Consider the following 25,810-nt stretch of genomic DNA (forward strand, 5'->3'; position numbering starts at 1 on the left):
CTGCGGTCAGTCGCGGTTCAGACGCGGCAGCAAGGCCTCGGTCTTGACGTCAGTCCATCCCGGCGGTTCCAGCATCGCCGCCCATGCGTAGGGGATCGCCGACATGTAGTCGTGGCCGTGCCCGTCGGGGACGTTGACCGCCACGGCCATGTCCGCCGACACCTGAAGGAAGCTCACGAACGGTACCCATCGCGTCGACGACAGGACGTCGCGACCCCGCGGCTCGGCGAGCCAGTCCGGCTCGTTGAGTATCAGGTCGGGATTCCACCAGGTGATCGGATCGCTGGCGTGCTGCAGGTAGACGATCCGGGACGGTTTCCATGGCGCGTCGGGACGACTCAGATCCTGCTGGTCGGCGATGAAGCGTACCTGGGAACCGTTGTCGTAGACCGGTTGCCATTGCGGCGACCCGGCATCGCGATCGGCGGTGGTGTCCTTCCACAGGGTGTTGTTGAATGTCGGACCGCTGAACAGCGCACCGTCCGTGCGGGCCGCGAGCGCCGGGATGCTGCCGAACGCGGCTTCACCGGCAAACGAGCCGAGACTCTCACCGAACACCACCAGCTTGGGTCGGTCGGCCTCCGGGATGGCACTGACTCGTTCGGACACCGCCTCGAACAGCGCACGACCGGCCTGTCGGGCCCGTTCCTTGTCGACGAGGAACGAAAGCCAGCTCGGTAGATACGAGTACTGCATGCTCACGGTCGCGGTGTCGCCGTTGTACATGTACTCGAGCGAGTCCACGGTGGCCTTGTTCACCCATCCGCTGCCGGTCGTCGAGCCGACTGCGACGATCTTGCGTTGCAGGCCGCCGGTGCGCACCAGCTCGTCGGCCGCCAATTCGGCGTTCTCCCGGATGCTGTCGCCGGACTCGAGGCCCGCGTACACCCGGATGGGTTCGGTTGCGGGGGAGCCGTTGAACTGGGTCAGGGCGCCCACATCCGGTCCCCGGGAGATGAAAACCCGACCCTCGCGGCCCAATGAATCCCAGGTGACCAGGGAACCCGGGCCGCCGGAGCGCAGCGCGGAGGTCGGCGGGGAGTTGTCGGCCTTCGTCTCTTCGTTCGCAGCGGCGAAACTCGCGTTGAGCCACTGCATCGAATACTTCGCGACCACGCCGTTGAGGACGAACACCGTCAGGACGACCACCAGGCCTGCCCCGATCACGGCCGAGATACGAGGAGGAGCAACGCGATTGAGCTGGTGCACCGACCAGCGGACGGCAAAGGCGAAGGCCTGTCCGAGTGACATCAGCAAGACGAACACGATCACGGCGATCACGGCGATCGCCGGGAACGCCGTCCACGTCAGCCGGCCGACTCCCATCAGATCGCGGATGTCGGACTGCCACTGGGAGAACCAGACGAGCATCAACACCGTCCCGATGATCGCCACGCCGGCGAGGACCAGCCACGACCGACGGCTCGCGCTCCGCCACGGCTCGTCGCGCGAGATCATGAAACGCACCAGCCACGCGAAGAACACCCCGATGCAGTAACCCACTGCCGCCGACGCGCCACTCACGAGACCTTGGAACAGAGCGCCACGCGGCAGTAGCGACGGCGTCATCGACAACCAGACGAAGACGACCGCCACGACCATGCCGGTGAACGCATAGCGTTCGCGGTGCCGGTGCCACCATCCCCGGGCGGGGGCGGGGGCGGGTTCGGGGATGGGTTCGGCAGGCTGGTCCTGTCCGGAGTCCGCGTCCGTCGTCGTCTCGCGCTCGAGTGTCACCGGATGTGCTCCTGCAGGTCGTCGGAGCAGTAACAGTATCAGCGCAGACAACGCGCGTGACCGACCTCAGCTCAGGCGATTCCCCGTTTCCGGGTCGAAGAGGTGCACGGCGTGATCGGACTGGTACAGGCGCACCGCATCGCCGAGCTTCGCCGGTGCACGGTGGGGAGATCGCGCGACGAGGGTGACGGGGTCGCCCTCGAGAGTGGCGATCGACGGGTCGTCGACCTTGGCATAGAGGTAGCTCTCGCTCCCGAGTTCCTCCAGGAGTGCCACGTCCGCGTTGATGCCGCGGTCGCCGCCGATCGCCAGATGCTCGGGACGGATTCCGACGATGACTTTCGCCAGTCCGGACTTGCGCAGCAACCCCTGCGCCTCGTTGTCGAGGTCGACGGTCGCGCCGGCGATCGTGACGGAGCCGTCGGTGACCGGTGCCGTGAACAGGTTCATGGCGGGGGAACCGATGAAACCGGCGACGAAGGCATTGACCGGACGGTCGTAGAGATCGGCCGGGGTGGCGAACTGCTGTAGCGCACCATCGCGCAGGACGGCGACCCGATCGCCCATGGTCATGGCCTCGACCTGGTCGTGGGTGACGTAGACGGTGGTGGTGGCGAGACGTCGTTGCAGCGCGGCGATCTGGGTGCGGGTCTGTACTCGGAGTTTGGCGTCGAGGTTGGACAGCGGCTCGTCCATGCAGAAGACCTGCGGTTCACGGACGATGGCGCGGCCCATCGCGACGCGTTGGCGTTGCCCGCCCGACAGTTTGGCCGGTTTGCGGTCCAGGTAGTCGGTGAGGTCGAGGAGTTTCGCGGCTTCGGCGACCTTCTTCTTGCGTTCGTCGGTGGGGATGCCGCGCATCTTGAGTGCGAATCCCATGTTCTCCCCGACGGTTTTGTTGGGGTAGAGCGCGTAGTTCTGGAAGACCATGGCGATGTCGCGGTCCTTGGGTGCGACGCCGACCATGTTCTGTCCGCCGATGCGGATGGCGCCGGAGTCGATCTCCTCGAGTCCGGCGAGCATCCGAAGCGCGGTCGATTTGCCGGAGCCCGACGGGCCGACGAGGACGACGAACTCGCCGTCGGCGATGTCGAGGTTGAGGCGGTCGACGGCGAGTTTGTCGGCGCCGGGGTAGACGCAGCACGCGTCGTCGTAGCTGATGGAAGCCATGGTGGGTCTCCTGGTTTCGGGGGGAGTGGGTAGGGGTTACTTGATCGCGCCGAACGAGAGGCCGCGGACGAGTTTGTTCTGGGCGATCCAGCCGCAGATCACCACCGGGAGCGCGGCGAGGACCGATGCGGCCGACAGTTGCGCCCAGTACAGGCCCTGCCCGGACATGAACCCGGTGAGGAACACCGGCATCGTCTGGGCGTTCACCGCGGTCATGTTGACGGCGAAGAAGAATTCGTTCCACGAGAAGATCACGCAGATCAATGCGGTCGCCGCGATGCCGGGTGAGATGAGCGGGAGGATCACCTCGCGCACCGATGTCCACAGGCCGGCACCGTCGATGCTGGCCGCTTCGAGCAGTTCGCTGGGGACCTCGAGGAAGAACGAACGCATCATCCAGACGGCGATCGGCAGATTCATCGCGGTGTACAGGATGATCAGTGTCCAGATGTTGTCGAGCATGCCGATGCGTCCGACGATCACATACAGCGGGATGATCGCCGCGACGATGGGCAGCATCTTGGTGCTGATGAAGAAGAACAGCGCGTCCTGGGTTTTGCGTACCGGCCGCAGTGACAGCGCGAAGGCGGCCGGAACACCCAGCGCCAGAACGAGGATCGTCGAGACGATGGTCGCGAACAACGAGTTCATCAATGGGGTCCCGATGCCGGCGTCGAACACCTCTCTGAACTGTTCGAGCGTCGGGGTGAAGATGAAGGTCGGCGGGTTGGTGGCCGCGTCGCTCTCTTTCTTGAACGCCGTCAACACCATCCAGAGCACCGGGAAGAAGAACCCCAGCGCCAGGATCCAGGTGAAGACCGTGAGCAGGAGCCCGCGTGGATTCCGCCTGCGGGCGATCTCCACGCCGTCGATGGTCGTCGACGACGCGCGAGACGGGGTTGCGGTACTCATCAGGCTGCCTCCTCGTTCCCGGTGAAGCTCTTGAAGATCAGGCGAAGCGCCAGCGACGCGACGACGATCGTGCCGATCACGGTGACCACGCCCATCGCGGCCGCCTGCCCGATGTCGAAGCCGAGGAAGGCGCGTTGATAGATGTAGAACGGCAGGTTGGCGCTCGAGACGCCGGGGCCGCCGGAGGTCATCATGTACACCGCATCGAACGTGTTCACCAGGTAGATGGCACCCAGCACCGCGCCGAGCTCGATGAACCGACGCAGATGGGGGAGCGTCAGCTCGCGGAACAGCCGGAAGCTCGTCGCGCCGTCGACCTTGGCCGCCTCGCTGATGTCGTTCGGCATCGATTGCAGGCCGGCGAGGATCAGCAGCATCATGAACGGTGTCCACTGCCAGACCAACTCGGCGATCACGCTCATCAGCGGGTACTGGCTGAGCCAGTCGGTGTGGACACCGAACGGGCTCAACGCCCAGTTGACCAGACCGTTGGTGGGGGAGAGCAGACTGGTCTTCCACAGCAAGGCCGCGGCGACCGGCGTGACCAGGAACGGGGTGATCAGCAGCGTCCGAACGATCCCGCGGCCCAGGAACTTACGGTCGAGGAGCAGCGCGAAGATCAGACCCAGGATCACCGACGCGATCACCGTGCCCACGATCAGCAGGATCGTGTTGAGGGTGACCCGCCAGAACTGCGCGTCGGTGAAGACCTCCACGTAGTTGTCGAGCCCGACGAAACTCCGTGAGCCCGGACGCACCAGGTTCCAGGACTGCGTCGAATAGAAGAGGGTGAAGAGGAAGGGGATCTGCGTCACCACGAGCATGAAGATCAGTGCCGGCAGCAACGGCCCCCGTCGACGCCATCCCTCGGCGCGCGAGATGTGGTCTCGCCGTGATCTCGTCGGCAGATCGGACCGTGGTTGTGGATCAGCCCCGGGTTGGGCGAGTGCGGTGGCCACGTCTCACCTCTCCTTCTGATAGGTCTTGCCGACCGTCTCGGCATACTTCTGACTCTGTTCGAGTGCCTTGTCGACACTGATCTGTCCGGCGATCGCCGCCGAGATCTGTTGGCTTACACGGGTTCCGAGATCCTGGAACTCCGGGATCGAAAGGAACTGGATTCCGGTGTACGGGACCGGCTTCAGCGTCGGCTTGAGCTGATCGGCCGTGGTCATCGCCGACAATGTCGCGTCCGCGAACGGCTTGGAGATGGCCTGGTAGGCCGGGAGCTGGTAGGTCGACATCCGGCTCCCGGGCGGGATGTGACTGGCGCCGAGGGTGTCGGCTACGTGCTGGATGTAGGCGCGGTTGGTCATCCAGTCGATGAACTTCCATGCGTCGTCGCGCTTCTTGCTGCTGGTCGGGATGCCCAGCGACCAGGTGTAGAGCCATCCGTTGTCAGACTTGGCCATCGACGGTGCAGGCAGGTATCCCACGTTCCCGGCGATCGTCGACGTGTCCGGGCTCTCGAGCACCGAGACCGCCGAGGTGGCGTCGTACCACATCGCCGTCTGGCCCTGGGACAGCAGATTGCCGCACTCCTGGAAGCCCGACGACGCAGCGCCGGGCTCGCCCGACTTCCGGACGGTGTCGACGTAGAACTTCACTGCCGCTTCGACTTCCGGGCTTGTCAGCTGAGCGTTCCAGTTCTCGTCGTACCAGCGGCCGCCGAACGCGTTGATGACCGTGTTCAACGGAGCCAGCAGCTCGCCCCAGCCGGGCTTGCCGCGCAGGCAGATCCCCGAGACATCACCCTTGGTGAGCTTGGCCGCGGCGTCGGCGACCTGTGGCCAGGTGGGCTTCGCCGGCAGGGACACCCCCGCGTCGGCGAACATCTTCTTGTTGTACATGAGGAACGAGGACTCCCCGTAGAACGGGGCGGAATACATCGAACCCTGGTATGAGAGTGCGGTCTTGAGCGTCGGGACGAAGTCGTCCGCGGCGTACGACGGATCGGCGTCCATGTACGGGGTGAGGTTGACCAGCCACCCGTTCTCCGCCCACATCGGTGTCTCGTAGTTGCTGATCATCACCACGTCGAACTCGCCGCCCCCGGTGGACACCGATGCCGTGATCTTGGCGCGTGCCTCGTTCTCCGACAGCGTGACGAACTTGAGCTTGATGCCCGGATTCTGCTGCTCGAACTGACTGGACAGCTTGACGGCGTCCTGCATCTGCGAATTCGAGACCATGGCGATGGTGAGCGCGTCGCTGCCGCCGTCGGTCAGCGAGCCGGCCCCGGAGCACGCCGTCGTCACCATGGCGAGGGCTGCGGCGATACACACCGCGTATGTCAGGGCACGGCGCGTGACGCGGCCGATGCGCCGGGGAGGCATCGGATCTTCGGCCATCAGAGATCACCTTTCTTCTGGGCGACAAGCCATTCGGCGGTCGAGAGGTCGGTGACGAGAATCGTCGCGTAGCCACCGCGGAGTGCACCGAGGATGGAGTCGCGTCGGTGCTCGCCACCGGAGACGAGGATGGATGTGGGGCAGGCGCGCACGGAGTCGAGGGGGACCGAGACAGTCCGGTCGACGAGTGTCGAGGCCACCGCCACCCCGTACGCGTCGTAGAACCGACCACCGATCTCGCCGACCGCGCCGAGTTCCTCGAGTTCGTCGAGCACGATCGCGTCGATGAACGCGCCCTCGAACAGGGTCGTGGAGGTGGAGACCGAACCCACCCCGAAGAGCATCACATTCGCCGATCGTGCCGCCGACAACGACTGCGAGAGGATCGAATCCCGCTGCAGTGCAGAGACCGTGTCGGGGTCGGCGTAGAGCGGTGCGACGAGTCGCATCGGCTGCGCGTGCAGGCGATCGGAGAGGCGCGCCAGGGCATGGTCCACACCGGTGTGGTATTCGACGGAGGTCATCGATCCGTCCATCTGAACCACCTGGCGGCACGACGAGTTGGCTTGCATCGCGTCGGCGACCGCAACCTGCTCGGGACCCCAGGTGAAGCCGAGGACATCGGTCGCCTGGACGCGCCTGCCGAGCACCGAGGCACCGGCTCGACCGAGTGCCGCGTTGCCCGACGTCGTCCCGTCGGCACGTTCATCGATGACGAGGACCTCGTCGAGTCCGAACGCCTCCTCGACAGTGCGTTCCACATCGGTGTGGATCGATGCACTGAGATGTGCGGGAGCGGTCACCGTGACCTGGACCAGACCCTGCGCCCGCGCTCGGGCGACGAGGCGACCGGCGGTCGGGCGAGAGACGCCCAGCCGGGTGGCGATCTCGGCCTGAGTGAGGCCCTCGAGGTGATACATGGTGGCCGCACGCACCAGAAGACGCAGGTCGTGCCCTGCATCGGGGGTGGTCTTCGCGGGAGTCGCCATCAAGATGCCTCACGGTCGCGTGTGAGCATCTGCTCACTGGCCGGAAATATGCTCAGTACGCTAACATCGTTCGTGTGATGGACGCAACAACCGATGCCGACAGTGATCTGGTGATCAGCACGATGCGCGCGAGTGTTCTGTATCCGGGCGGCGAGATGACCGTCGAGGAGCGGCCCGTCCCCAGTCCCGGGCCTGCAGAAGTGCTGATCCGGGTCAGTGCCGTGGGGGTCTGCGGGTCCGACGCCCACTACGTGCGCCATGGACGCATCGGGACGCATGTTGTCGAGGCACCGCTGATCCTGGGGCACGAGGCGGCCGGGAAGATCGTCGCGGTGGGACCCGGAGTCGCGCGGTCCCGGATCGGCCGGCGGGTCTCGATCGAGCCGCAGACGCCGGACCCCACGAGCTCCGAGTCACGGCGTGGCCTCTACAACCTGTGTCCCCACATGCGGTTCTTCGCGACCCCGCCCGTCGACGGTGCACTCTGTGAATACGTCACCATCGGTGCTTCCTTTGCTCACGATGTGCCCGACACGGTCAGCGACGATGCCGCCGCTCTGTGTGAACCGCTGTCGGTGGGGATCGCGGCCATCCGTAAAGCAGCTGTCGGGATGGGTGATTCGGTGCTGATCGCCGGTGCCGGACCGATCGGTCTGATGTGTGCGCAGGTCTGCCGCGCGGCGGGAGTGACCAGGATCGTCATCAGTGAGCCCGACCCTGACCGGCGTGATGCGGCCGGCCTGTTCGGGGCGACCGACATCATCGAGCCCGGCGCGCCCGTGTCGCCGGTCGACGCGTTCATCGACGCCAGCGGTGTCGAGGCCGCCGTGGTGGCGGGGATCTCGGCGCTGTTACCCGCCGGCCGGGCGGTATTGGTCGGGATGGGGGCGGATGCGATGACGCTGCCTGTCACGGTCATCCAGAATCGCGAGATCGTCCTCACCGGAGTGTTCCGCTATGCGAACACCTGGCCCACCGCGATCTCGCTGATCACCTCGGGAGGTGTGGACCTCGACGCGATGGTCACCGGCAGGTTCGGTCTCGACGACACGCGAGCCGCCCTCGACGCCGACCGCACTCCCGGCAGTATCAAGGCGGTCATCTACCCGGGCATGTCCCGGTCCGTATCGTCGTCGGCGAACCGGCCGGCATCCGACACCATGAAGGGACGTGTCACGTGAGCGGGTCTGTTGAGTTGAGTCAATCGCAGCTGCCGACCGTCGTCGGGACGCCCACACCGCATTACGACCGGACACGGTTGCGTACGGGCGTGGTGCATTTCGGGGTGGGTGGATTTCATCGGGCGCATCAGGCCATGTACCTCGACCGTCTGCTCGCCACTGGCGATGAGGATGCCCTCGCCTGGGGGATCTGTGGTGTCGGTGTCCGGCCGGCCGACGCGGCGATGCGTGACGCGCTGGTCCCGCAGGACGGCCTATACAGCCTGACGCTCAAACACCCGGACGGCGACGTCGAGACGTCGGTGATCGGATCGCTCGGTGACTACCTCTTCGCACCCGACGATCCGGACCGCGTCATCGAGCGGCTCGCCTCGCCCGATACCGAGATCGTCTCGCTGACGGTGACCGAAGGTGGCTACAACTTCTCCCCGTCGACCGGCGAGTTCGACACGGAGAATCCGGAGATCGTCGCCGAACTCGGCGAGAATGCCATTCCGCGTACGGTTTTCGGGTTGGTGACCGAGGCGTTGCGGCGGCGGCGTGCGCGCGGCATCCCGTCGTTCACCGTCATGTCGTGCGACAACATCCAGGGCAATGGCGAGGTGGCGAAGTCGACTTTTCTCGCCTTCGCGCGTCTCAAGGATCCAGAGCTCGCGGGCTGGATGGCCGAGCACACCCGTTTCCCGAATTCCATGGTTGACCGCATCACGCCGGCGACTCCGCGGGACCTGCGTGCCGAGGTGGTGTCCCGTACCGGGATCGACGACCGCTGGCCGGTGGTCGCCGAACCGTTCACCCAGTGGGTGCTCGAGGACGACTTCTCGATGGGGCGGCCCCGTTTGGAGGATGTCGGGGTGCAGGTGGTCGACGACGTCACGCCCTACGAGCTGATGAAACTCCGGCTGCTCAACGCCAGTCATCAGGCGCTCTGCTACTTCGGGTATCTCCTCGGCTATCGATACGTTCACGACGCGACCTCGGACCCGTTGATCGCGACTCTGTTGCGTCGCTACATGTCCGAGGAGGGCAGGCCGACACTGCGGGCGGTTCCCGGTGTCGACCTCGACGACTACACCGAGACCCTGATCACGCGATTCTCGAATCCGGCGATCGCGGACACGATCGCACGTCTCTGCCAGGACTCCTCCGACCGGATCCCCAAGTGGTTGGTACCGGTCATTCGTGAGCGCCTGGCCGCCGGCGGCGACGTCACATTGTCCGCAGCGGTGGTGGCCAGTTGGACCCGGTATGCGGAGGGCACCGACGAGCACGGGGAGTCGATCGAGGTGGTCGATCCGCTGGCCGACCGACTCGTGCCGCTCGCACGCGGATCGCGCACCGAGCCGCTGGCGTTTGTCGCCGAGGCGGCGCTGTTCGGCGACCTCGCCGCCGACGAGCGATTCACGAAACCGTATCTGGCAGCGCTGACGTCGCTGCGATCGCGCGGCGCACGCGCGACGCTGGAGGAGTTGCTCGCATGACCCTGGTGGCGGGGGTCGATTCGTCGACCCAATCGTGCAAGGTCGTGGTGTGCGACGCCGACACCGGAATGATCGTCCGCGAGGGCAAGGCCGCACATCCCGCGGGTACCGAGGTGAACCCCGAGCACTGGTGGACCGCACTCGAGGATGCGATCCGAGGAGCGGGTGGGCTCGACGACGTCGACGCGGTGTCGGTTTCCGGACAACAACACGGCCTGATCTGTCTCGACCGGAACGGCCAGGTGATCCGGGATGCGCTGCTGTGGAACGACACCCGGTCGGCCGCGTGCGCCGCCGCCCTGGTCGACGAGCTCGGCGCCGACGAGTGGGCTGCGCGGGTCGGTGTGGTCCCGGTCGCTGCCATCACCGCGGCCAAGCTGCGGTGGGTGGCCGATCACGAGCCCGACGTCGCGGATACGACCGCCGCCGTCTGCCTACCGCACGACTGGCTGACCTGGCGGCTGCGCGGCGCCGACGGGATCGGCACTCTGACGACCGATCGCAGCGACGCCTCCGGTACGGGATACTTCGCGGCGGCCGGCGGGTCATATCAGCCGGACCTCCTCGAATTGGCCTTCCGTGGTCGGCGGCCGGTGCTGCCGACCGTCTTGGAGCCAGATGCTTCGGCGGGGCGCACCAGCAGTGGGTGCCTGCTGGGTGTGGGCGCCGGGGACAACGCCTCCGCGGCGCTGGGACTGGCCGCCGGACTCGGTGATTGCATTGTGTCCCTGGGGACTTCAGGTGTGGTGAGTGTCATCACCGATACGCCCCCGCGCGACGGGTCCGGGCTCGTCGCCGGCTTCGCAGACGCCACCGGCAGACAACTACCTCTGGTGTGCACGCTCAACGGGGCGCCCGTGCTGGCGTCTACTGCGGGGATGCTCGGGGTCGATCTCGACGAGTTCGGCCGGCTGGCGCTCACCGCGGAACCCGGCGCGGGTGGCCTGGTCATGGTGCCTTACCTGTCCGGAGAGCGCTCACCCAACATCCCGGACGCCACGGGGTCGATAGTCGGGATCACGGGCGACAACTGGACTCCCGCCAACGTTGCGCGTGCTTCCGTGGAAGGTCTCCTGTGTTCCCTCGCCTATTGCCTCGACCTGATCGGTGAGCAGGGGATCGGGATCGACCGGATCGTGATGGTCGGCGGAGGTGTCCGTTCGGCCGCGGTGCTCGCGGTGGCACCTGGACTCTTCGGCCGTGCGGTGACGGTGCCCGCGGCAGGCGAATACGTTGCACGCGGCGCGGCGCGGCAGGCTGCCTGGGCGCTCACCGGGCAACTGCCCACCTGGGATCTCGCGGCCGAGCACCACCATGGCACGCCCACCGACTCGGGTCTCGGCGCCGACGTCTACCGCCGCTACCTGTCCGCGACCGGATTGGTCCTCAGCCGGTGAGGTGAATCCGGCCGCGGGCGGGTAGATCGTTCAGGACGCGACGGTGCCCGCGGCGGTCACCAGCGGCAGGTCGAGTGTGGTGCGGATTCCCGGTGGGCCGTCGAGGACGTTGGGGATGGCGTTGACGATGCGCCCCGCCGCGGCGACGATCGCCGCGTGGTTGTGGTCTCCGTGCTGGCTGGTCGGACAGATGTCGACCCGATACGAGGGCTCGCCGACGATCTCGACCCGATAGCAGCCGCCCGGCTGGGCCGGGCGCGCCCAGTCGTCACCCACATCGTCACGCAGACGGGTCACGTGCTCGATGACGATGAACGGCTTGCCCGCGACCATCCCGATGATCTCGAAGCGGACAGCGGCGCGCGTCCCGGCGGCGATGTGTCCGGATGCGATATCGAAATCGTCTGGGGCGGGGAGGTCTTCGTATCGCTCGACGATCTCGTCGACCTCCACGCCCAATCCGGCAGCGAGCTGGCGAATCGTGGTGCCCCAGGCCAATCCGAGCACACCGGGAAGGAACAGCATCGGCGTCTCGTCCATCGGCTTGCCGAACCCCATGACGTCGAACATCACCGTCGCGCCGTCGTAGGTCGCGTAGTCGGCGATCTCCATGCACCGAACCTGCTCGATGTGCTGGCACGTCCCGGCGAAGGCCAGGGGGATCAGATCGTTCGCGAATCCAGGGTCGACGCCGGTGATGAAGATGCTCGATCTGTTCGACTCGGCAGCCGACTCGACCTTGGCGATGGCCTTGGAAGGCATCGCGCCCCAGGGGAATTGCAGGGTCCCCGGCGCCGACCCGACCACATCGATGCCTGCCGACAGCAGTCGCACGCAGTCGTCGAGTGACTCGACCGGACGTGTGTCGCCCATCGCGCAGTAGACCGCGCAGTCGGGTTCGGCGGCGATGATCGCGTCCAGATCGTCGGTGGCGACCACGCCCGTCGGCGCGTGGTCCAGCCCGGCCAGCTCGGCGGCATCTTTGCCGACCTTCTCCGGTGACGACACGGCCAGCCCCACGAGGTCGAATCGAGGGTCGTCGATCAGCTGGCGAAGGGCCAGACGGCCGACATTTCCGGTTCCTACGTGAGCCACGCGGATCGGCATGGAATGCTCCTTGTCCTGGTCAGGTGAACAATTGTCCGGACTACTGTCCATCTCAGTAGATCACGTCGGCCGACGAGTCGGTAGAACCTGTTCTCATTTGACGCTTGGCCAGGTAACCTGGCTCGCCATGGGACGTGTAGATGACAAGGTCGCGCTGATCAGCGGTGGTTCACGAGGAATGGGGGCGTCGCACGCGCGCATGCTCGTCGACGAGGGCGCCAAGGTGGTCATCGGCGACATTCTCGACGATGAGGGCAAGGCGCTCGCCGACAAACTCGGCGATGCTGCGCGGTACGTACACCTGGATGTGACGTCGCCGGACGACTGGGCGGCAGCGGTCACGACGGCGGTCGACGACTTCGGCAAGCTCAATGTCCTCGTGAACAACGCCGGCATCGTGAACGGGAGTTCGCTGGAGAAGTTCCGTCTCGACAAGTGGAAGCAGATCATCGACGTCAACCTGACGGGAACCTTCCTCGGCATGCAGGTGGCGGTCGAGCCGATGATCGCCGCGGGTGGCGGGTCCATCATCAACGTGTCATCGGTCGAGGGGCTGCGCGGCAGCCCGTGGGCGCACGGTTACGTTGCCTCCAAGTGGGGCGTCCGTGGACTCGCGAAGTCGGCCGCACTCGAACTGGCACCGCACAACATCCGCGTCAACTCGATCCATCCGGGACTGATCCGGACGCCGATGACCGAAGGGCTACCGGATGACATCATCAAGACCCCGTTGGGCCGGCCCGCCGAATCCAGTGAGGTGTCGACCTTCATCATCTTCCTGGCGAGCGACGAGTCGTCCTATGCGACCGGCGCCGAGTTCGTGATGGACGGTGGGCTGACCGCAGACGTGCCGCACAACTGACGGTCCGTCAACGAGTGGTCCTCGGGATGACCGCCACGAGTGCGACCATTCCGAGGACCTCGACGAGTGTCTGGGTGACCACCGCCGAGGCGGCGACCTCGAAGCCCGGCGGCAGCGACAGCGCCAGTGGCAGCACGACGAGGGAGTTGCGGGTGGCCCCGGAGAATGCGATGGCCCGTTGCCCCCGCAGGTTCATCCGTGCGAGCCGGGAGATCATCAGTCCGAGGATGGTCATCGCCACCAAGAACATCGCATAGACGGGGATCAGGCCGGCCACGTCATGTCCGTGGCCGTCGAGGGTGTGGATCTGGGAAGCAACCACGACTGCGAGGACGATGGTCATCAGGGGCACCATCGTGATGCCGAGACCGTCCCGGAACCGTTGTGCCGGTGCCGATCGCGCCGCGGCCACCTGGGTGCCCCAGGCCAGCGCCAGTGGGATGACGATCAGCACGACGAAGGCCGTGACGAACGGCGACACGTCCACCAGGTCGGTCACCTCACCGCCCATGAATGCCATGAGAAACAGTGGTAGCAGCGCCATCTGGAGAATCAGCAACACCGGCGTCGCGGCGAGTAGCCGGAGATTGTCCCCGCCGGCGAGCCCGCTGAACACGATCACGTAGTCGACGCACGGGCACAGCAGGACGAGCAGGACTCCGACCCGGATGGCCGGATCCCCGGGTACCAGTGGGTAGAGCACGGCAACGACCGCCGGGACCACGATGAAGTTCACCCCGAGCAGCACCGCCATGAACCGCGTATCCCGGAGCGCGGCGCCCACATTCGCGACCGGCACTTGAAGAAACGTCACGTACAGCAGCGCGGCTATCGCCGGGTTGATCCCGTGGCCCAGCACGGCCGAGAGAGCGGGTGCGGCGAGTCCGACGAGTGCTCCGATGCCCATCCCGCCGACATAGATCGGCGCCTGGCGCCGTTCCATCATGCGCGTGACGGTGCCGTGCTCGGACATCCGACCATTGTCTGTCACGGCGCCGGCACGTGATCGACGAGGGTCAGAATTAATTCATCACTTGTTGACCTCGGGTGTCGATCATGCCTAGCATTCGATATGCGCGCCATGATTCTCAAGGAATTCCGCGAACTGCGACGGGATCGTCGCACCCTGGCAATGCTTGTCGTGTTGCCGCTGCTGCTGTTGGTGATCTTCGGATACGCCGCGAACTTCTACGTCTCGTCGGTGCCGACCGCGGTGACCGGGCCGTCCGCGCAACAGGTGGCGTCGGCACTGCCCTCCTATTTCGACGTCACCGTCACCGCTCCCGATGACGGACGTGACCAGGCGCAGGATCTGTTGCGGGAGAACAAGGTCGACGTCGCACTGGTCACCGGGTCGGATCCGGGTACGCAGGTCACGGCTCTGGTGGACGGGTCGAATCTGTTCGCGGCGCAGTCAACGGTGTCGATCCTCAACAAGTTGGGCGAGCGGGTCGACACGCAGGTGTTGTTCAATCCCGACCTCAAGACGTCGTGGGTGATGGTGCCCGCGATCATCGGCCTGATCCTGACGTTCATCGGCACGATCGTCACCAGCATCGGCCTCGTCCGGGAACGCGAGGCCGGCACCCTGGAACAACTGGCGGTCATGCCCATCCGGCCAAGTCAGGTGATCCTCGGCAAGATCGTGCCGTACTTCCTGCTCGCGGCGCTGGACATGATCGTGGTGACGGTCCTGGGCATGCTGTTGTTCGGTGTGCCGTTCAACGGGAACGTGTTCGTGTTCGCGCTCGGGGCGGCCATCTTCTTGTTCGTCGTACTCGGGTTGGGGGTGCTCATCTCAACGATCTCGCAGACCACCGGGCAGGCGATCCAGACGGCGTTCTTCTTCCTGCTGCCGCAGATCCTGCTGTCCGGGATGATCTTTCCACTCGACGCCATGGCCGCGGGCGTTCGGTGGATCGGGTACCTGCTCCCGCTGACCTACTTCACGATGATCTCGCAGGGCGTGATGCTGCGAGATGCCCCGATCACATCGTTGTGGTTGCCGCTCGTGGTGTTGACGGTGATGGCGATCGTCGTCTTCACGGGCGCAACCCTGCGATTCCGTCGTGATCTCGCGCCTGATGCGTCGAAGTCGCATGCCTCGAGAGCCCGCGCGGCATGATCGCCTCAGCGCGTTCCGTCACGGTTCGATTCGGCGACCGAACGGCCCTCGATAGTGTGACCGTCGATGTTCCGGCAGGTCAGGTGGTGGCGCTCGTCGGCGGTGACGGTGCGGGGAAATCGACGCTGCTGCGGGTGTTCGCGGGCGAGATCGCACCGGATGCCGGAACCGTGCACGCACCCGACAAGCACGGGATGGGGTTCCTCTCGGCGGGGCCGGGCAGCTGGGCAGCCCTCACTGTCCGGCAGAACCTCGATTTCGTCGGTGGCATCTACGGGCTCGGCGGCGACACGCTGAAACGACGGCGGGAGGAACTGATCGAACGATCGGGCCTGGGCGTTGCGGCCGACCGTCTGGCGTCCGCATTGTCCGGCGGTATGCGGCGCAAGTTGGGCGCAGCGATGGCGATGTTGCACCGGCCAGAGCTGTTGCTCCTGGACGAACCGAGTACGGGCGTGGATCCGGTGAGCCGGATCGATCTGTGGCGCATGGTGTCCGAGGCGGCCGCGGACGGTGCTGCCGTGCTGATGTCGACGACGTATCTCGATGAGGCGGAGCGCGCCGGCGACCTCGTGGTCCTCGACGACGGGCGCGCCCTGGTCCACGGCTCCTACGACGACGTGCGGGCGGGGTTCACCGGCACCATCACCAGGACCGCCGACCCGGTCCGGCCGGAGTGGTCATGGCGCCGGGGTCGGGAGCGGCACGAGTACTGGCCGGATCGACCGGCGGGAGCCGACACCGTGACCGTGTCGCCCGATCTCGAGGACATCGTGATCGCGCTGTCGTTGAAGCGTCGTCAGGAGGGGCACGCCTCATGAGTGCCGACGTCCTGCGCGCGCGATCCGTCACAAGGAGATTCGGTGACTTCACCGCGGTGGACGACGTGTCGATGACGGTGGGACCGGGTGAGGTGGTGGGCCTTCTCGGTGCGAACGGAGCAGGGAAGACCACGCTGATCCGAATGCTTCTCGGTTTGCTCGGGGCCTCGGAGGGGTCGGTCGAGTTGCTCGGCGGCATGCCTGACCGTGCGCGCCGCGCACGCCTCGGGTACGTGCCCCAGAACCTCGGTCTGTACCGCGATCTCACCGTGCAGGAGAACTTGTCGTTCAGCGCCGGCTCCTATGGGGTGCCGGTTCCGCCAGTACCGGACCAACTCGGGGACGTGGGTGACACGTTGGTCGGCGACCTCGCGCTCGGAGCCCAGCGACAGACGGCGTTCATCGTCGCGCTGGCCCACGATCCGACCGTGCTGGTGCTCGACGAACCGACCTCGGGAGTCGACGCGTTGTCCCGGGCCGGGCTGTGGGACACGATCCGTGCACAGGCGGACAGCGGTGTCGGGGTACTGGTGACCACCCACTACATGGAGGAGGCCCAGCAGTGTGATCGGCTGCTGCTCATGGCCGGTGGACAGTTGGTCGCGGAGGGAAGTGAGGACGACATCATCGGAGGTACCCGTGCAGTCGCGGTGCAGACCGACGACTGGGCTCACGCGTTCGCGGTCCTGAACGACGCCGGCATCCCGGTGATCCTGTCCGGGCGCGCGATCCGGGTGCCGGACCCGGACGAGCGGCTGCTCTCGAATGTGCTGTCCTCGGCAGGCGTCGACGCCCGACTGGAACCGGTACGTGCGACGATCGAGGAGCGGATGCTGGTTCTGGCCCGCGGGGCCGACCGGTGAGCGGTCGCGGTCGTGGCCGTCCGCGACTCGTCGACGAGGCGGGTGACAATCGGGCGGCCATCGTGGTGTCTGCACGTGAGCTCTTCTCGGCCAACGGCTTCGAGCGAACCACGATGCGTGCCATCGGAAAGCGGGCCGGTGTCGACCCGGCCCTCATCCACCACTATTTCGGGACGAAGGATGCGCTCCTGGTCGAAGCGTTACGGCCCGAGATCGACGTGGAGGCCGTGTTCGCCGGCGTCGACGCCGTGGACACGCCGGGGATCGAGTTCGTCCGACGGCTCGTCGGCTTCTGGGAGGGGCATCCGGAGGCGCGTGCACGCGTGATCGCGTTGATGAAGGTGGCGACCACCCACGATGAGATCGCCGACGGGATGCGCGAATTGCAACTCGGTGTGGTGCGGTCCGCGCTGAGCCGGATCGTCGCCGACGACGACCCCGAACTTCGGTACGGCTTGGTTGCCACGCAGATCTTCGGCCTCGCGCTGATGCGATACATCGTCAAGGTGCCCTCGATCCGGGATGCGACAGCCGACGAACTCGCCGCACTCATCGGCCCGGTGGTGCAGGGCTATCTCACCGGTCCGCTCGGGGCTCCGGCCGCTCGTCGACGATGAACAGGACGAATGTGACTGCCAGAATCCGGCGGGGGATCCACAGGTGAGCAGATGGTGGAGGTGACCGGACTCGATGTGTGCCGCGACGCCCATCCCGCGGGTGAGCTGTCCGGGGCGCCGACGATTCCGGGTACCTTCAGGCAGAACAGTGAACCCACACGAGGATGCGCGATGGCCCGATTGCTGCAGATGTCGGTATCGGCGTGCCGTGGTCGACGATGGTCGGACGGCGGGCGGTCGAGCAGCGGATGACAACACCGGAACGCTCGTCAGACGGCTCGCCGCATCCCGATGTCACGGTGTCCCACACACGTTCGGTGTGGATGCTGGTCGCGGTTGTCGGATTCCTCGTGGCCACCAATGTCGTCGCGCATTTCACCGGGCGATGGACCGGAATGCTCGCGGTGCCGGTGGCGGCCGTGCTGCTCGTCACCGGCACCCGCGTGGCCGGCCTCCAGTGGCGTGAGATGGGTCTGAGTCGTTCGGAACTGCGGGCCGGGGTTCCCTACGCGGTGGCCGCAGTGGTGGTCGTGTTCGCCGTCGTGACGGTGGCCGTGGCGATCCCGGCCACCCGGCAGTTCTTCTTGTCCGATCGTTACGACAGCGCTTCGGAGGCGGCACTGGCGGCGCTCGTGGTGATCCCGCTGCAAACGGTGTTACCCGAGGAGTTGTTGTTCCGAGGTGTCCTCCAGGGATCGCTCGGTCGCCTGTTCGGGGTGCGCGCGACGCTGGGACTCGGTGCCATCGCTTTCGGGTTCTGGCACATCAGTTCGTCGCTCGGGTTGACGTCGGGAAACGCAGGTCTCAGCGGAGTTCTCGGCTCGGGCACGCTCGGTCAGATCGCCGGTATTCTCGGTGCTGTCGTGGCGACCTCTCTGGCCGGGTTGGTGCTGGGTTGGCTGCGCTATCGCGCGAACAGTCTGTTGGCCCCGATCGCGCTGCACTGGGCCCTCAATGCGATCGGCGCGGTGGGTGCGGCGGTCGCCTGGCATCTGCCGTCCTGAGTCACCACAAGAGCTTTCCAGTCGACCCGGTGGCCGCGTCCGTCGGCACCCGTTGAAGCATTCGTCACGTCGTACCGAAGATCCGGTCACCGGCATCGCCGATGCCCGGCACGATGTAGCCGTTGTCGTCGAGTCCGCGGTCGACGGCGGCCGTGAAGACCGGGACATCGGGATGAGCGGCGTGCAGCGCGGCGATGCCCTCCGGACAGGTCAACAGACACACGAATTTGATCGATCGCGGTGCGTACTCCTTGATCCGATCCACCGCGGCGACCGCCGAGTGTCCCGTGGCCAGCATGGGATCGGCGACCACCACGTCACGTTCGGTGAGTTCGCCGGGCATCTTGAAGTAGTACTCGACGGCAACCCGCGTCTTCGGGTCCCGGTAGAGCCCGATATGGCCGACGCGCGCGCCGGGCACCACGGTCAGCATCCCGTCGACGATCCCGGTGCCCGCGCGCAGGATCGATGCGAACACCACCTTCTTGCCGTCGATGACATTCGCCGTCATCGTTTCCAACGGCGTCTCGATCGTGATCGGCTGCATCGGCATGTCGTGCAGCACCTCGTATGCCATGAGCGTGGAGATCTCGTTCAGGAGGCGCCGGAAGTCGTTGGTGGAGGTGTCCTTGCGGCGCATCAGGGTCAACTTGTGCTGCACCAGTGGGTGTTCGATGAGAACGACGTCGTCCATCAGTGTCCTTCGTGCTAGAAGACGGTGCCGTCGCTTGCGACGGTCAGGGGTGGCAGGCCGTTGCGGAGCCGGCCGGCCAGCGCGCGTCCGGCGGCCCAGGTCCCTCCCTCGAGGACACATGCGAGCGGCAACCTCGCCCGGTCGACCCCGAGGGCGTCACGGACCAGGGGTGCGAGCTCGTCGATAAGGCCGACGGTGAGTGCGCGCCACTCCACGACGAGTTCGTCGCCGGGTGACCAGATCCGGTGTGCGAGGTCCTGGTCGCGCAGCTCGATGACGCCGGTGTCGAGCAGTAGTCCGCCGTTGCGGTACTCGGGGAGCGGTGTCAGGTCGTCGATGCCGGTGACGTCGATGCCGGACCACGCCAGCGGCTCCAGGAGTGAGAAGGTCAGCCATTGCGAGAGCTTGTGGAACGGCATCCACCCGGCGGTCACGCCAGGTCCGGACACAGCGTCGTGGCGCCAGCAGTCGCCGAGCGGGCGGCCGTCGATGGTGTTGTCGGACAGCCAGATTCCGGACAAAGACCCGAGCAGTGCGGCGAGTATGTCGGTCGCGGCCACCGATGATCGGGGCGACGAGATGGCAAAGTCGAGAAGGTGTCCCGGCCTGCCGGAGTCACCGAACACCTCCGGCTCCGCCAGGACGGCGCCGAGTCGACAGAGTAACTCGACGCGTCCGTCCACACCGACCAGTGGATTGGCCACGCCCACCTGGAAGGCCGCACCGAGCGACTCGGGCGACAGCCGCTGCAGTGCGCCCGCGTCGACCTGCAGGGGTCGTCGCGGGTCGCTGGAGAACAGGCCCGCCACGAACGCATACCAGCTTGCGACCGCGAGCCCTTCGGATCTCCCGATCCGGAGTCCGGTGGCACTCTCGTGGAAAGTCCAGTCGGGACCCGCGCCGGCGTCGAGGAGCACGCTGATCACCGCGAGGTCGATCAATGAACGGGCTCGCTCGGCCGGGTCGGTGGGAAGTCGGTCGTCGATCGACGCCACGCGGTCGACGCCGCCGGTCTCGAAATGCCGCCACCGACTGTGGAATGGAATATCGAGATCCGGGTAGCGCTGTCGGGTGACCGAGGCGACCTCGTCTGCGGCGGCCGTGCGCGCGTCGTCGTGCACGGTGAACCACCTCGAGTCACCACACCTGGCGCGCTCGACGAGAGCGGTGGCGCGTTCCCGGATGGATGCGGTCGTGCGGAGCAGTGCGACGCCGTCACAGGGGTTGCCGGTGTCCTGCCGCGCGGTACTCCCCGCGGTGTCGGCGATCATCCGTCCAGCCCTCGTCCCTTGGCCTTGCCGAGTTCGACGGCATCCGGAACCGGGCCCGGCGTGAAGTAGCCGGCCGCCATCTTGGCGTCGATCTCCACCTGTGCGTCCTCGGGGACCAGGTAGTCGGGGATGTTGACCCGCTCACCGACCTCGATCCCGGATCCGGTGATGGCGTCGTACTTCATGTTGCTCATCGAGACGAGCCGGTGGATCTTGCGTATGCCGAGCCAGTGCAGGACGTCTGGCATGAGCTCCTGGAATCGCATGTCCTGCACGCCGGCAACACATTCGGTTCGCGCGAAGTACTGGTCCGCGGTGTCGCCGCCGACCTGGCGTTTGCGTGCGTTGTATACGAGGAACTTGGTCACCTCTCCGAGCGCACGCCCCTCCTTGCGCGAGTAGGAGACCAGCCCGACCCCTCCACGTTGTGCGCCCCGGATGCACTCCTCGATGGCGTGTGTCAGGTAGGGACGGCAGGTGCAGATGTCGGACCCGAAGACGTCGGAGCCGTTGCACTCGTCGTGGACCCGGGCGGTGAGTTCGACCTCGGGGTCAGCGAGATCGCCTGCGCTGCCGAAGATGTAGACAGTCTGCCCGCCGATCGGCGGTAGGAACACCTCGAGGTCGGAACGTGTGACCAGTTCCGGATACATGCCTCCGGTCTCCTCGAACAGAACGCGTCGCAGCTCGGCCTCTGTGCACCCGAAACGCTCTGCCACGCTGGGTAGATGCCATACCGGTTCGATGGCAGCCTTGGTGACCGACGCCGCGCCCGAGGGCAGGAGGTACCGCCCGTCCGGGTGCAGTCGCCCTTTGGCGATGGCGTCGGCGATCTCGGGGAGCACCACGTGCGCTTTGGTGATCGCGATGGTGGGACGGATGTCGTTGCCGGCGGCCAGCTCGGTGCGGAACGCCTCGGCAGTCATCGCGCCCCATGGATCCAGGCTGACGATCGCTCCGGGCTCCGACCACTGTGGGTAGGGGCCGACCACATCGGTGGGTGCAGTGTTGGTGAGATCGGCACGATGCTCGCGAGAGAGCGCTCCGGCCGCCACGGCGAGCGCGCGATAGACGCTGTAGGACCCACTGTGGGTGCCGATGACATTTCGATGTGCGCGACTCGACGTGGTGCCGACGACAGGACCGCGTTCGGCGGCCGTCCGCGCCCCCCACCGGATGGGCAGGGCGTCGGAGCCGCCGCTGTGCGATGTCAGTCGAATGTGACCGACGGCGCCGGGGTTGGTCGGTGGCACGGAGTTCGCGTTCAGATCTGCGGTCATCGTCGCTCCTGTCCATCCCCGGCGACCGGGTGCTCGCCCTGGCCGTCCGAGGAAACCGCCAGCATAACGATTACCTCCAGCGTATGCCGGGTGATGGGATCCGGCGAGGACCTCGATCGGAGCCCGATCTCAGTTCTCGAGTCCGTGGACCGTCACCGCGTAGTCACCACCGACGAATGGCCCGCGTTCCCAGGTGGCCCACCGATCGACCGGCGTGAGGCCTGCCGACGACGCATACCGGTCGTAGTCGTCGAGCGAGATCCGATCCGGTCGGAGCGCGAACCCGGCGACCAGCAGCCCACCGGGCCGCAGACGCCGCGCCAGCTGAGCGATCACCGACTTCTCGGTGCCGGGATGAACGAAGATCATCACGTTGCCGGGCAGTGCGATGACGTCGAAGAGATGGTCGACGAGGTGTGATCCGAGATCGGCGAGATCAGCGTGTATCCACTCGATCTCGGGGTCGTTGCGTCGGGCGGTGTCGAGCATCGTCGTGTCGGCGTCGACGCCCACCACCTCGAAGCCGCGTCGACGGAGCTCGATCGCGACCCGGCCGGTCCCGCATCCGGCATCGAGCACACGTGCACCGCCGACCTGATCGAGCAGCGATCCCACGAGGTCGGCCTCGCCGTGGATGTCCTGCCCGGCCGCAGCCATCTGCGACCACCTGGCATCGTAGGCATCGCCCTTCGGTGCGTCGGTCTGTTCCCATCGAGTGCCCATGGTTCATCCTGGCACGCGGTGTGTCGTCCTCGGCCCGACGGAGTTCGTGATTGTTTGGGGAAGTGAACGGCATGATGGGGGAAGCTCGATGAACGTCTACGAGGCGATCGGCGCGCGACGCGACGTCCGGAACGAATTCAGCGGCGATGTGGTCGACGATGCTCGGTTGTCGCGGGTTCTCGAGGCGGCGCACGCCGCTCCGAGTGTCGGCAACACCCAGCCGTGGGATTTCGTCGTCGTTCAGGATCGCGAGATACTGGCCCGGTTCGCCGAGCACGTAGCCGACTGCCGCGCCGATTTCGCGCGGTCACTGCCCGCCGATCGAGCGGCGACCTTCGGGCCGATCGTGGTCGAGGGGATCGAGCAGTCGGGTACCGGCATCGTGGTCACCTACGACCCCGCCCGAGGTGGCAGGCACATCCTCGGCAGGCACACGATCGATTCGACCGGTCGGCTCTCCGTAGGGCTGGCGATCGAGAATCTGTGGCTCGCAGCGACCGCGGAAGGACTCGGCGTCGGCTGGGTCTCGTTCTATCGGGAACCGTTTCTGCGTGAGCTCGTCGGTGTACCCGCGGCGGTCGAGGTGATCGCCTGGTTGTGCGTCGGTCCGATCACGAAGTTGCAGACCGTGCCGGATCTCGAACGATTCGGCTGGCGGGAGCGGCGGTCGTTGTCGGATGTCGTGCACCGGGAGACCTTCGGGTCACCACATTCGGTCGGTGCGTGCGAGCAGACCGATGATATCTCCGGCTCCGTGGGGTCGGCAGTGCAACATCGCCGACAGTAATCGGTATCCAGGGCCGGCAATGATCGCCGTGCCCGAATTCATCTCGATCGACGGAGTCTACGAGAACCCGTTGTGGACAGTGCCTTTCGTATTCGACCCGGCGATGGGGCGACCATCGGCGGATCTGTGCCCGTTCCACGCAGAAAGCAACGGCGCCCCTCCCGAGATGAGCAGGAGAGGCGCCGTTGCCCGTTGGCCCGGACGGGCCCTTCATACTGTCAGGCCAGGTCGAACCGGTCGAGATTCATGACCTTGTCCCACGCGGAGACGAAGTCCTTGACGAACTTCTCCTTCGCGTCATCCTCGCCGTAGACCTCGGCGAGTGCGCGGAGCTGCGAGTTCGATCCGAACACGAGGTCGGCCCGACTGCTTGTCCATTTCTGGGCGCCGGAGTCGCGGTCCTTGCCGACGTAGGTGCCGTCGTCGGCCGGTGACGGCGTCCACTCGGTGCCCATGTCGAGCAGATTGACGAAGAAATCGTTCGTCAACTGTCCCGGCTTGTCGGTCAGGACGCCGAGCGCGGAATCCTTGTGGTTCGCGCCGAGTACCCGCAGTCCGCCGACGAGGACGGTCATCTCCGGGGCCGACAGGGTGAGCAGGTTGGCCTTGTCGAGAAGCCGGTATTCGGCAGGCAACTCGCTGCTCTTGCCCTCGTAGTTGCGGAAGCCGTCCGCTTTGGGCTCCAGGTACGAGAAGGACTCGACATCGGTCGATTCCTGTGTCGCGTCCGTGCGGCCTGCGGTGAAGGGCACAGTGACGTCGAAACCGGCGTCCTTGGCGGCCTTCTCCACTGCGGCGACACCGCCGAGCACGACGAGATCGGCGAACGACACCTTCGCGTCGGAACCACTGTTGAACGATTCCTGGATCTGCTCCAGCTTGCTGATGACCTGGGCGAGTTCGTCGGGTTCGTTGACCTCCCAGCCGACCTGCGGCTGGAGACGGATGCGGCCACCGTTGGCGCCGCCACGCTTGTCGCTGCCGCGGAAGGACGATGCCGATGCCCATGCGGTGGAAACGAGTTGTGCGACAGTCAGTCCCGACTCCAGGAGCTGCGACTTGAGTGAATCGACGTCAGCATCGGAGACGACCGGCCCTTCCTGCGCGGGCACATTGTCCTGCCACAGATAGGTCTCGGACGGCGCCAGCGGACCGCGATAGCGGACCGCCGGGCCCATGTCACGGTGCAGCAGCTTGAACCAGGCCTTGGCGAACTCGTCCGCGAGTTCCTCCGGATGGTCGAGCCAACGACGGGTGATCTCGCCGTAGACCGGGTCGAGCCGCATCGACAGGTCGGTGGTCAGCATCGACGGATGCGTCTTGCCGGATCCGTGCGCCGCGGGCACAGAACTCGCCCAGCCGCCGCCCTTCGGCTGCCACTGATTCGCGCCCGCGGGGCTCTTCGTCAGCTCCCACTCGTTGCCGTACAGGATCTCCAGGAAGCTGTTGTCCCACTTGGTCGGCGTGTGGGTCCAGATGACCTCCAGGCCGCTGGTGATCGCGTCCGCGCCGACACCGGTACCTTGCGGGTTGGCCCATCCCAAGCCCTGCTGCTCGATGGGGGAGGCTTCGGGCTCGGGCCCGACGAGTTCGGCGTCGCCGTTGCCGTGGGTCTTGCCGAAGGTGTGGCCGCCGACGATGAGTGCCGCGGTCTCCACATCGTTCATCGCCATCCGGCCGAACGTCTCCCGGATGTCGGTGGCCGCCGCGATCGGGTCCGGATTGCCGTTCGGGCCTTCCGGATTCACGTAGATAAGGCCCATCTGGACGGCTGCGAGCGGGTTGGTGAGATCGCGCTCTCCGCTGTAGCGATTGTCGCCGAGCCATTCGGCCTCGGGGCCCCAGTAGACCTCTTCCGGCTCCCATTCGTCGACGCGGCCGAACGCGAAGCCTGCGGTCTTGAAGCCCATCGATTCGAGTGCGACGTTGCCGGCCAGGACCAGTAGGTCGGCCCAGGAGAGTGCCTTGCCGTACTTCTTCTTGACCGGCCACAGCAGACGACGCGCCTTGTCGAGGCTCGCGTTGTCGGGCCAGCTGTTCAGCGGTGCGAAGCGCTGCATCCCGGAACCCGCTCCGCCACGGCCGTCTTCGACCCGGTAGGTGCCGGCGGCGTGCCATGACATCCGGATGAAGAGCGGTCCGTAGTGCCCGAAGTCGGCAGGCCACCAGGACTGAGAGTTCGTCATCACGTCGGTGAGGTCCGACTTCAGTGCGTCGACATCGAGACCCGCCAGGGCGGAGTCGTAGTCGAAGTCGGAGCCCACCGGATTGGCGACATCCGGATTGTGCGCCAGCAGTTTGAGATTCAGCTGGTTGGGCCACCAATCGCGGTTGCCGCCGCCCTCCGCAGGCGGCTTGATCCGCATCGGGCAGGCCTTGTCGTCCGCATCGGTGTTTGCCTCCGCTATCGGCGGGTGCTCCGTTGCGTGGGCCGGATT

At 66.2% G+C, this 25,810-nt stretch carries 23 protein-coding genes; 10 read left to right on the forward strand and 13 right to left on the reverse strand.

The genetic code is table 11. The features are described 5' to 3' along the window. Positions 1 to 6: 6 nt before the first annotated feature. The 6 genes from ACLQ3I_RS17995 to ACLQ3I_RS18020 form a co-directional block, all read right to left on the reverse strand. Positions 7 to 1,737, reverse strand: coding sequence for an alpha/beta hydrolase (locus ACLQ3I_RS17995; protein WP_425803688.1), 1,731 nt, complete (start codon positions 1,735 to 1,737; stop codon positions 7 to 9). A 66-nt stretch (positions 1,738 to 1,803) separates the two neighbouring features. Beyond that, positions 1,804 to 2,907 (reverse strand): ABC transporter ATP-binding protein, encoded by a 1,104-nt coding sequence (locus tag ACLQ3I_RS18000; RefSeq protein ID WP_425794120.1) that lies wholly within the window; start codon positions 2,905 to 2,907, stop codon positions 1,804 to 1,806. Positions 2,908 to 2,943: 36 nt separating this feature from the next. Beyond that, entirely contained in the window at positions 2,944 to 3,819 is an 876-nt protein-coding gene (locus ACLQ3I_RS18005; RefSeq protein WP_425794121.1) for a carbohydrate ABC transporter permease, read from the reverse strand. Further along, positions 3,819 to 4,727, reverse strand: coding sequence for a carbohydrate ABC transporter permease (locus tag ACLQ3I_RS18010; RefSeq protein ID WP_425794275.1), 909 nt, complete (start codon positions 4,725 to 4,727; stop codon positions 3,819 to 3,821). The genes ACLQ3I_RS18005 and ACLQ3I_RS18010 overlap by 1 nt, the downstream gene beginning before the upstream one ends. A gap of 54 nt (positions 4,728 to 4,781) precedes the next feature. Then, on the reverse strand, positions 4,782 to 6,080 hold the full coding sequence (locus ACLQ3I_RS18015) for an ABC transporter substrate-binding protein (RefSeq protein ID WP_425804041.1): 1,299 nt from the start codon (positions 6,078 to 6,080) through the stop codon (positions 4,782 to 4,784). A gap of 89 nt (positions 6,081 to 6,169) precedes the next feature. Next, positions 6,170 to 7,159 carry a sugar-binding transcriptional regulator gene (locus ACLQ3I_RS18020; RefSeq protein ID WP_425794122.1) on the reverse strand — a complete coding sequence of 330 codons (990 nt, stop codon included), beginning with the start codon at positions 7,157 to 7,159 and terminating at the stop codon, positions 6,170 to 6,172. A gap of 77 nt (positions 7,160 to 7,236) precedes the next feature. Between ACLQ3I_RS18020 and ACLQ3I_RS18025 the strand changes: the two genes are divergently transcribed. From ACLQ3I_RS18025 to ACLQ3I_RS18035, 3 genes are read left to right on the forward strand one after another with little or no spacing between them, the layout of a single operon-like run. After that, on the forward strand, positions 7,237 to 8,340 hold the full coding sequence (locus tag ACLQ3I_RS18025) for an NAD(P)-dependent alcohol dehydrogenase (protein ID WP_425794123.1): 1,104 nt from the start codon (positions 7,237 to 7,239) through the stop codon (positions 8,338 to 8,340). After that, entirely contained in the window at positions 8,337 to 9,821 is a 1,485-nt protein-coding gene (locus ACLQ3I_RS18030; RefSeq protein WP_425803690.1) for a mannitol dehydrogenase family protein, read from the forward strand. The genes ACLQ3I_RS18025 and ACLQ3I_RS18030 overlap by 4 nt, the downstream gene beginning before the upstream one ends. Beyond that, on the forward strand, positions 9,818 to 11,218 hold the full coding sequence (locus ACLQ3I_RS18035) for a xylulokinase (protein ID WP_425803693.1): 1,401 nt from the start codon (positions 9,818 to 9,820) through the stop codon (positions 11,216 to 11,218). The genes ACLQ3I_RS18030 and ACLQ3I_RS18035 overlap by 4 nt, the downstream gene beginning before the upstream one ends. Positions 11,219 to 11,248: 30 nt before the next feature. Here ACLQ3I_RS18035 and ACLQ3I_RS18040 read toward each other — a convergent pair whose 3' ends face one another. Then, the gene (locus ACLQ3I_RS18040; RefSeq protein WP_425803696.1) at positions 11,249 to 12,325 is read right to left on the reverse strand and encodes a diacylglycerol kinase; all 1,077 of its coding nucleotides are present in this window, start codon (positions 12,323 to 12,325) and stop codon (positions 11,249 to 11,251) included. 127 nt (positions 12,326 to 12,452) lie between these two features. Here ACLQ3I_RS18040 and ACLQ3I_RS18045 point away from each other — a divergent pair, with 127 nt between their 5' ends. Further along, positions 12,453 to 13,187 carry a glucose 1-dehydrogenase gene (locus tag ACLQ3I_RS18045; RefSeq protein ID WP_425803698.1) on the forward strand — a complete coding sequence of 245 codons (735 nt, stop codon included), beginning with the start codon at positions 12,453 to 12,455 and terminating at the stop codon, positions 13,185 to 13,187. Between the two features lie 7 nt (positions 13,188 to 13,194). On the opposite strand, the gene ACLQ3I_RS18050 is transcribed toward ACLQ3I_RS18045, so the two are convergent. Then, positions 13,195 to 14,160 carry an arsenic resistance protein gene (locus ACLQ3I_RS18050; RefSeq protein ID WP_425803700.1) on the reverse strand — a complete coding sequence of 322 codons (966 nt, stop codon included), beginning with the start codon at positions 14,158 to 14,160 and terminating at the stop codon, positions 13,195 to 13,197. Between the two features lie 99 nt (positions 14,161 to 14,259). On the opposite strand from ACLQ3I_RS18050, the gene ACLQ3I_RS18055 reads away from it, so the two are divergent. The 5 genes from ACLQ3I_RS18055 to ACLQ3I_RS18075 all read left to right on the forward strand — a co-directional run bounded on the left by ACLQ3I_RS18055 (position 14,260) and on the right by ACLQ3I_RS18075 (position 18,617). Beyond that, a complete protein-coding gene (locus ACLQ3I_RS18055; protein WP_425794129.1) occupies positions 14,260 to 15,312 on the forward strand; it encodes an ABC transporter permease in 1,053 nt (350 codons plus the stop codon). Next, entirely contained in the window at positions 15,309 to 16,133 is an 825-nt protein-coding gene (locus ACLQ3I_RS18060) for an ABC transporter ATP-binding protein (RefSeq protein ID WP_425794130.1), read from the forward strand. Before ACLQ3I_RS18055 ends, ACLQ3I_RS18060 begins: the two co-directional genes overlap by 4 nt. Beyond that, complete coding sequence (locus ACLQ3I_RS18065; RefSeq protein ID WP_425794131.1) at positions 16,130 to 16,996, forward strand: ABC transporter ATP-binding protein; 867 nt, start codon at positions 16,130 to 16,132, stop codon at positions 16,994 to 16,996. The genes ACLQ3I_RS18060 and ACLQ3I_RS18065 overlap by 4 nt, the downstream gene beginning before the upstream one ends. Further along, the gene (locus tag ACLQ3I_RS18070) at positions 16,993 to 17,613 is read left to right on the forward strand and encodes a TetR family transcriptional regulator (RefSeq protein ID WP_425794132.1); all 621 of its coding nucleotides are present in this window, start codon (positions 16,993 to 16,995) and stop codon (positions 17,611 to 17,613) included. The genes ACLQ3I_RS18065 and ACLQ3I_RS18070 overlap by 4 nt, the downstream gene beginning before the upstream one ends. Positions 17,614 to 17,861: 248 nt before the next feature. Next, positions 17,862 to 18,617 (forward strand): CPBP family intramembrane glutamic endopeptidase, encoded by a 756-nt coding sequence (locus ACLQ3I_RS18075; protein ID WP_425794279.1) that lies wholly within the window; start codon positions 17,862 to 17,864, stop codon positions 18,615 to 18,617. A 64-nt stretch (positions 18,618 to 18,681) separates the two neighbouring features. On the opposite strand, the gene upp is transcribed toward ACLQ3I_RS18075, so the two are convergent. The 4 genes from upp to ACLQ3I_RS18095 form a co-directional block, all read right to left on the reverse strand. Next, positions 18,682 to 19,311: a uracil phosphoribosyltransferase gene (gene upp / locus ACLQ3I_RS18080; protein WP_425794133.1), complete on the reverse strand. Its 630-nt coding sequence runs from the start codon at positions 19,309 to 19,311 to the stop codon at positions 18,682 to 18,684. Between the two features lie 14 nt (positions 19,312 to 19,325). After that, positions 19,326 to 20,582 carry a URC4/urg3 family protein gene (locus ACLQ3I_RS18085; RefSeq protein WP_425794134.1) on the reverse strand — a complete coding sequence of 419 codons (1,257 nt, stop codon included), beginning with the start codon at positions 20,580 to 20,582 and terminating at the stop codon, positions 19,326 to 19,328. Next, a complete protein-coding gene (locus tag ACLQ3I_RS18090) occupies positions 20,579 to 21,862 on the reverse strand; it encodes a GTP cyclohydrolase II (RefSeq protein WP_425803702.1) in 1,284 nt (427 codons plus the stop codon). Before ACLQ3I_RS18090 ends, ACLQ3I_RS18085 begins: the two co-directional genes overlap by 4 nt. A gap of 129 nt (positions 21,863 to 21,991) precedes the next feature. Further along, positions 21,992 to 22,585 carry a class I SAM-dependent DNA methyltransferase gene (locus ACLQ3I_RS18095; RefSeq protein ID WP_425803704.1) on the reverse strand — a complete coding sequence of 198 codons (594 nt, stop codon included), beginning with the start codon at positions 22,583 to 22,585 and terminating at the stop codon, positions 21,992 to 21,994. An 88-nt stretch (positions 22,586 to 22,673) separates the two neighbouring features. On the opposite strand from ACLQ3I_RS18095, the gene bluB reads away from it, so the two are divergent. Then, positions 22,674 to 23,372 carry a 5,6-dimethylbenzimidazole synthase gene (gene bluB / locus ACLQ3I_RS18100; RefSeq protein ID WP_425794137.1) on the forward strand — a complete coding sequence of 233 codons (699 nt, stop codon included), beginning with the start codon at positions 22,674 to 22,676 and terminating at the stop codon, positions 23,370 to 23,372. A gap of 218 nt (positions 23,373 to 23,590) precedes the next feature. Here the strand turns inward: bluB and katG are convergent, their stop codons facing one another. Continuing rightward, complete coding sequence (katG, locus tag ACLQ3I_RS18105; RefSeq protein ID WP_425804043.1) at positions 23,591 to 25,738, reverse strand: catalase/peroxidase HPI; 2,148 nt, start codon at positions 25,736 to 25,738, stop codon at positions 23,591 to 23,593. Positions 25,739 to 25,810 lie beyond the last annotated feature (72 nt).

This window comes from Gordonia sp. DT101 (assembly GCF_049844895.1).
GTDB lineage: Bacteria > Actinomycetota > Actinomycetes > Mycobacteriales > Mycobacteriaceae > Gordonia.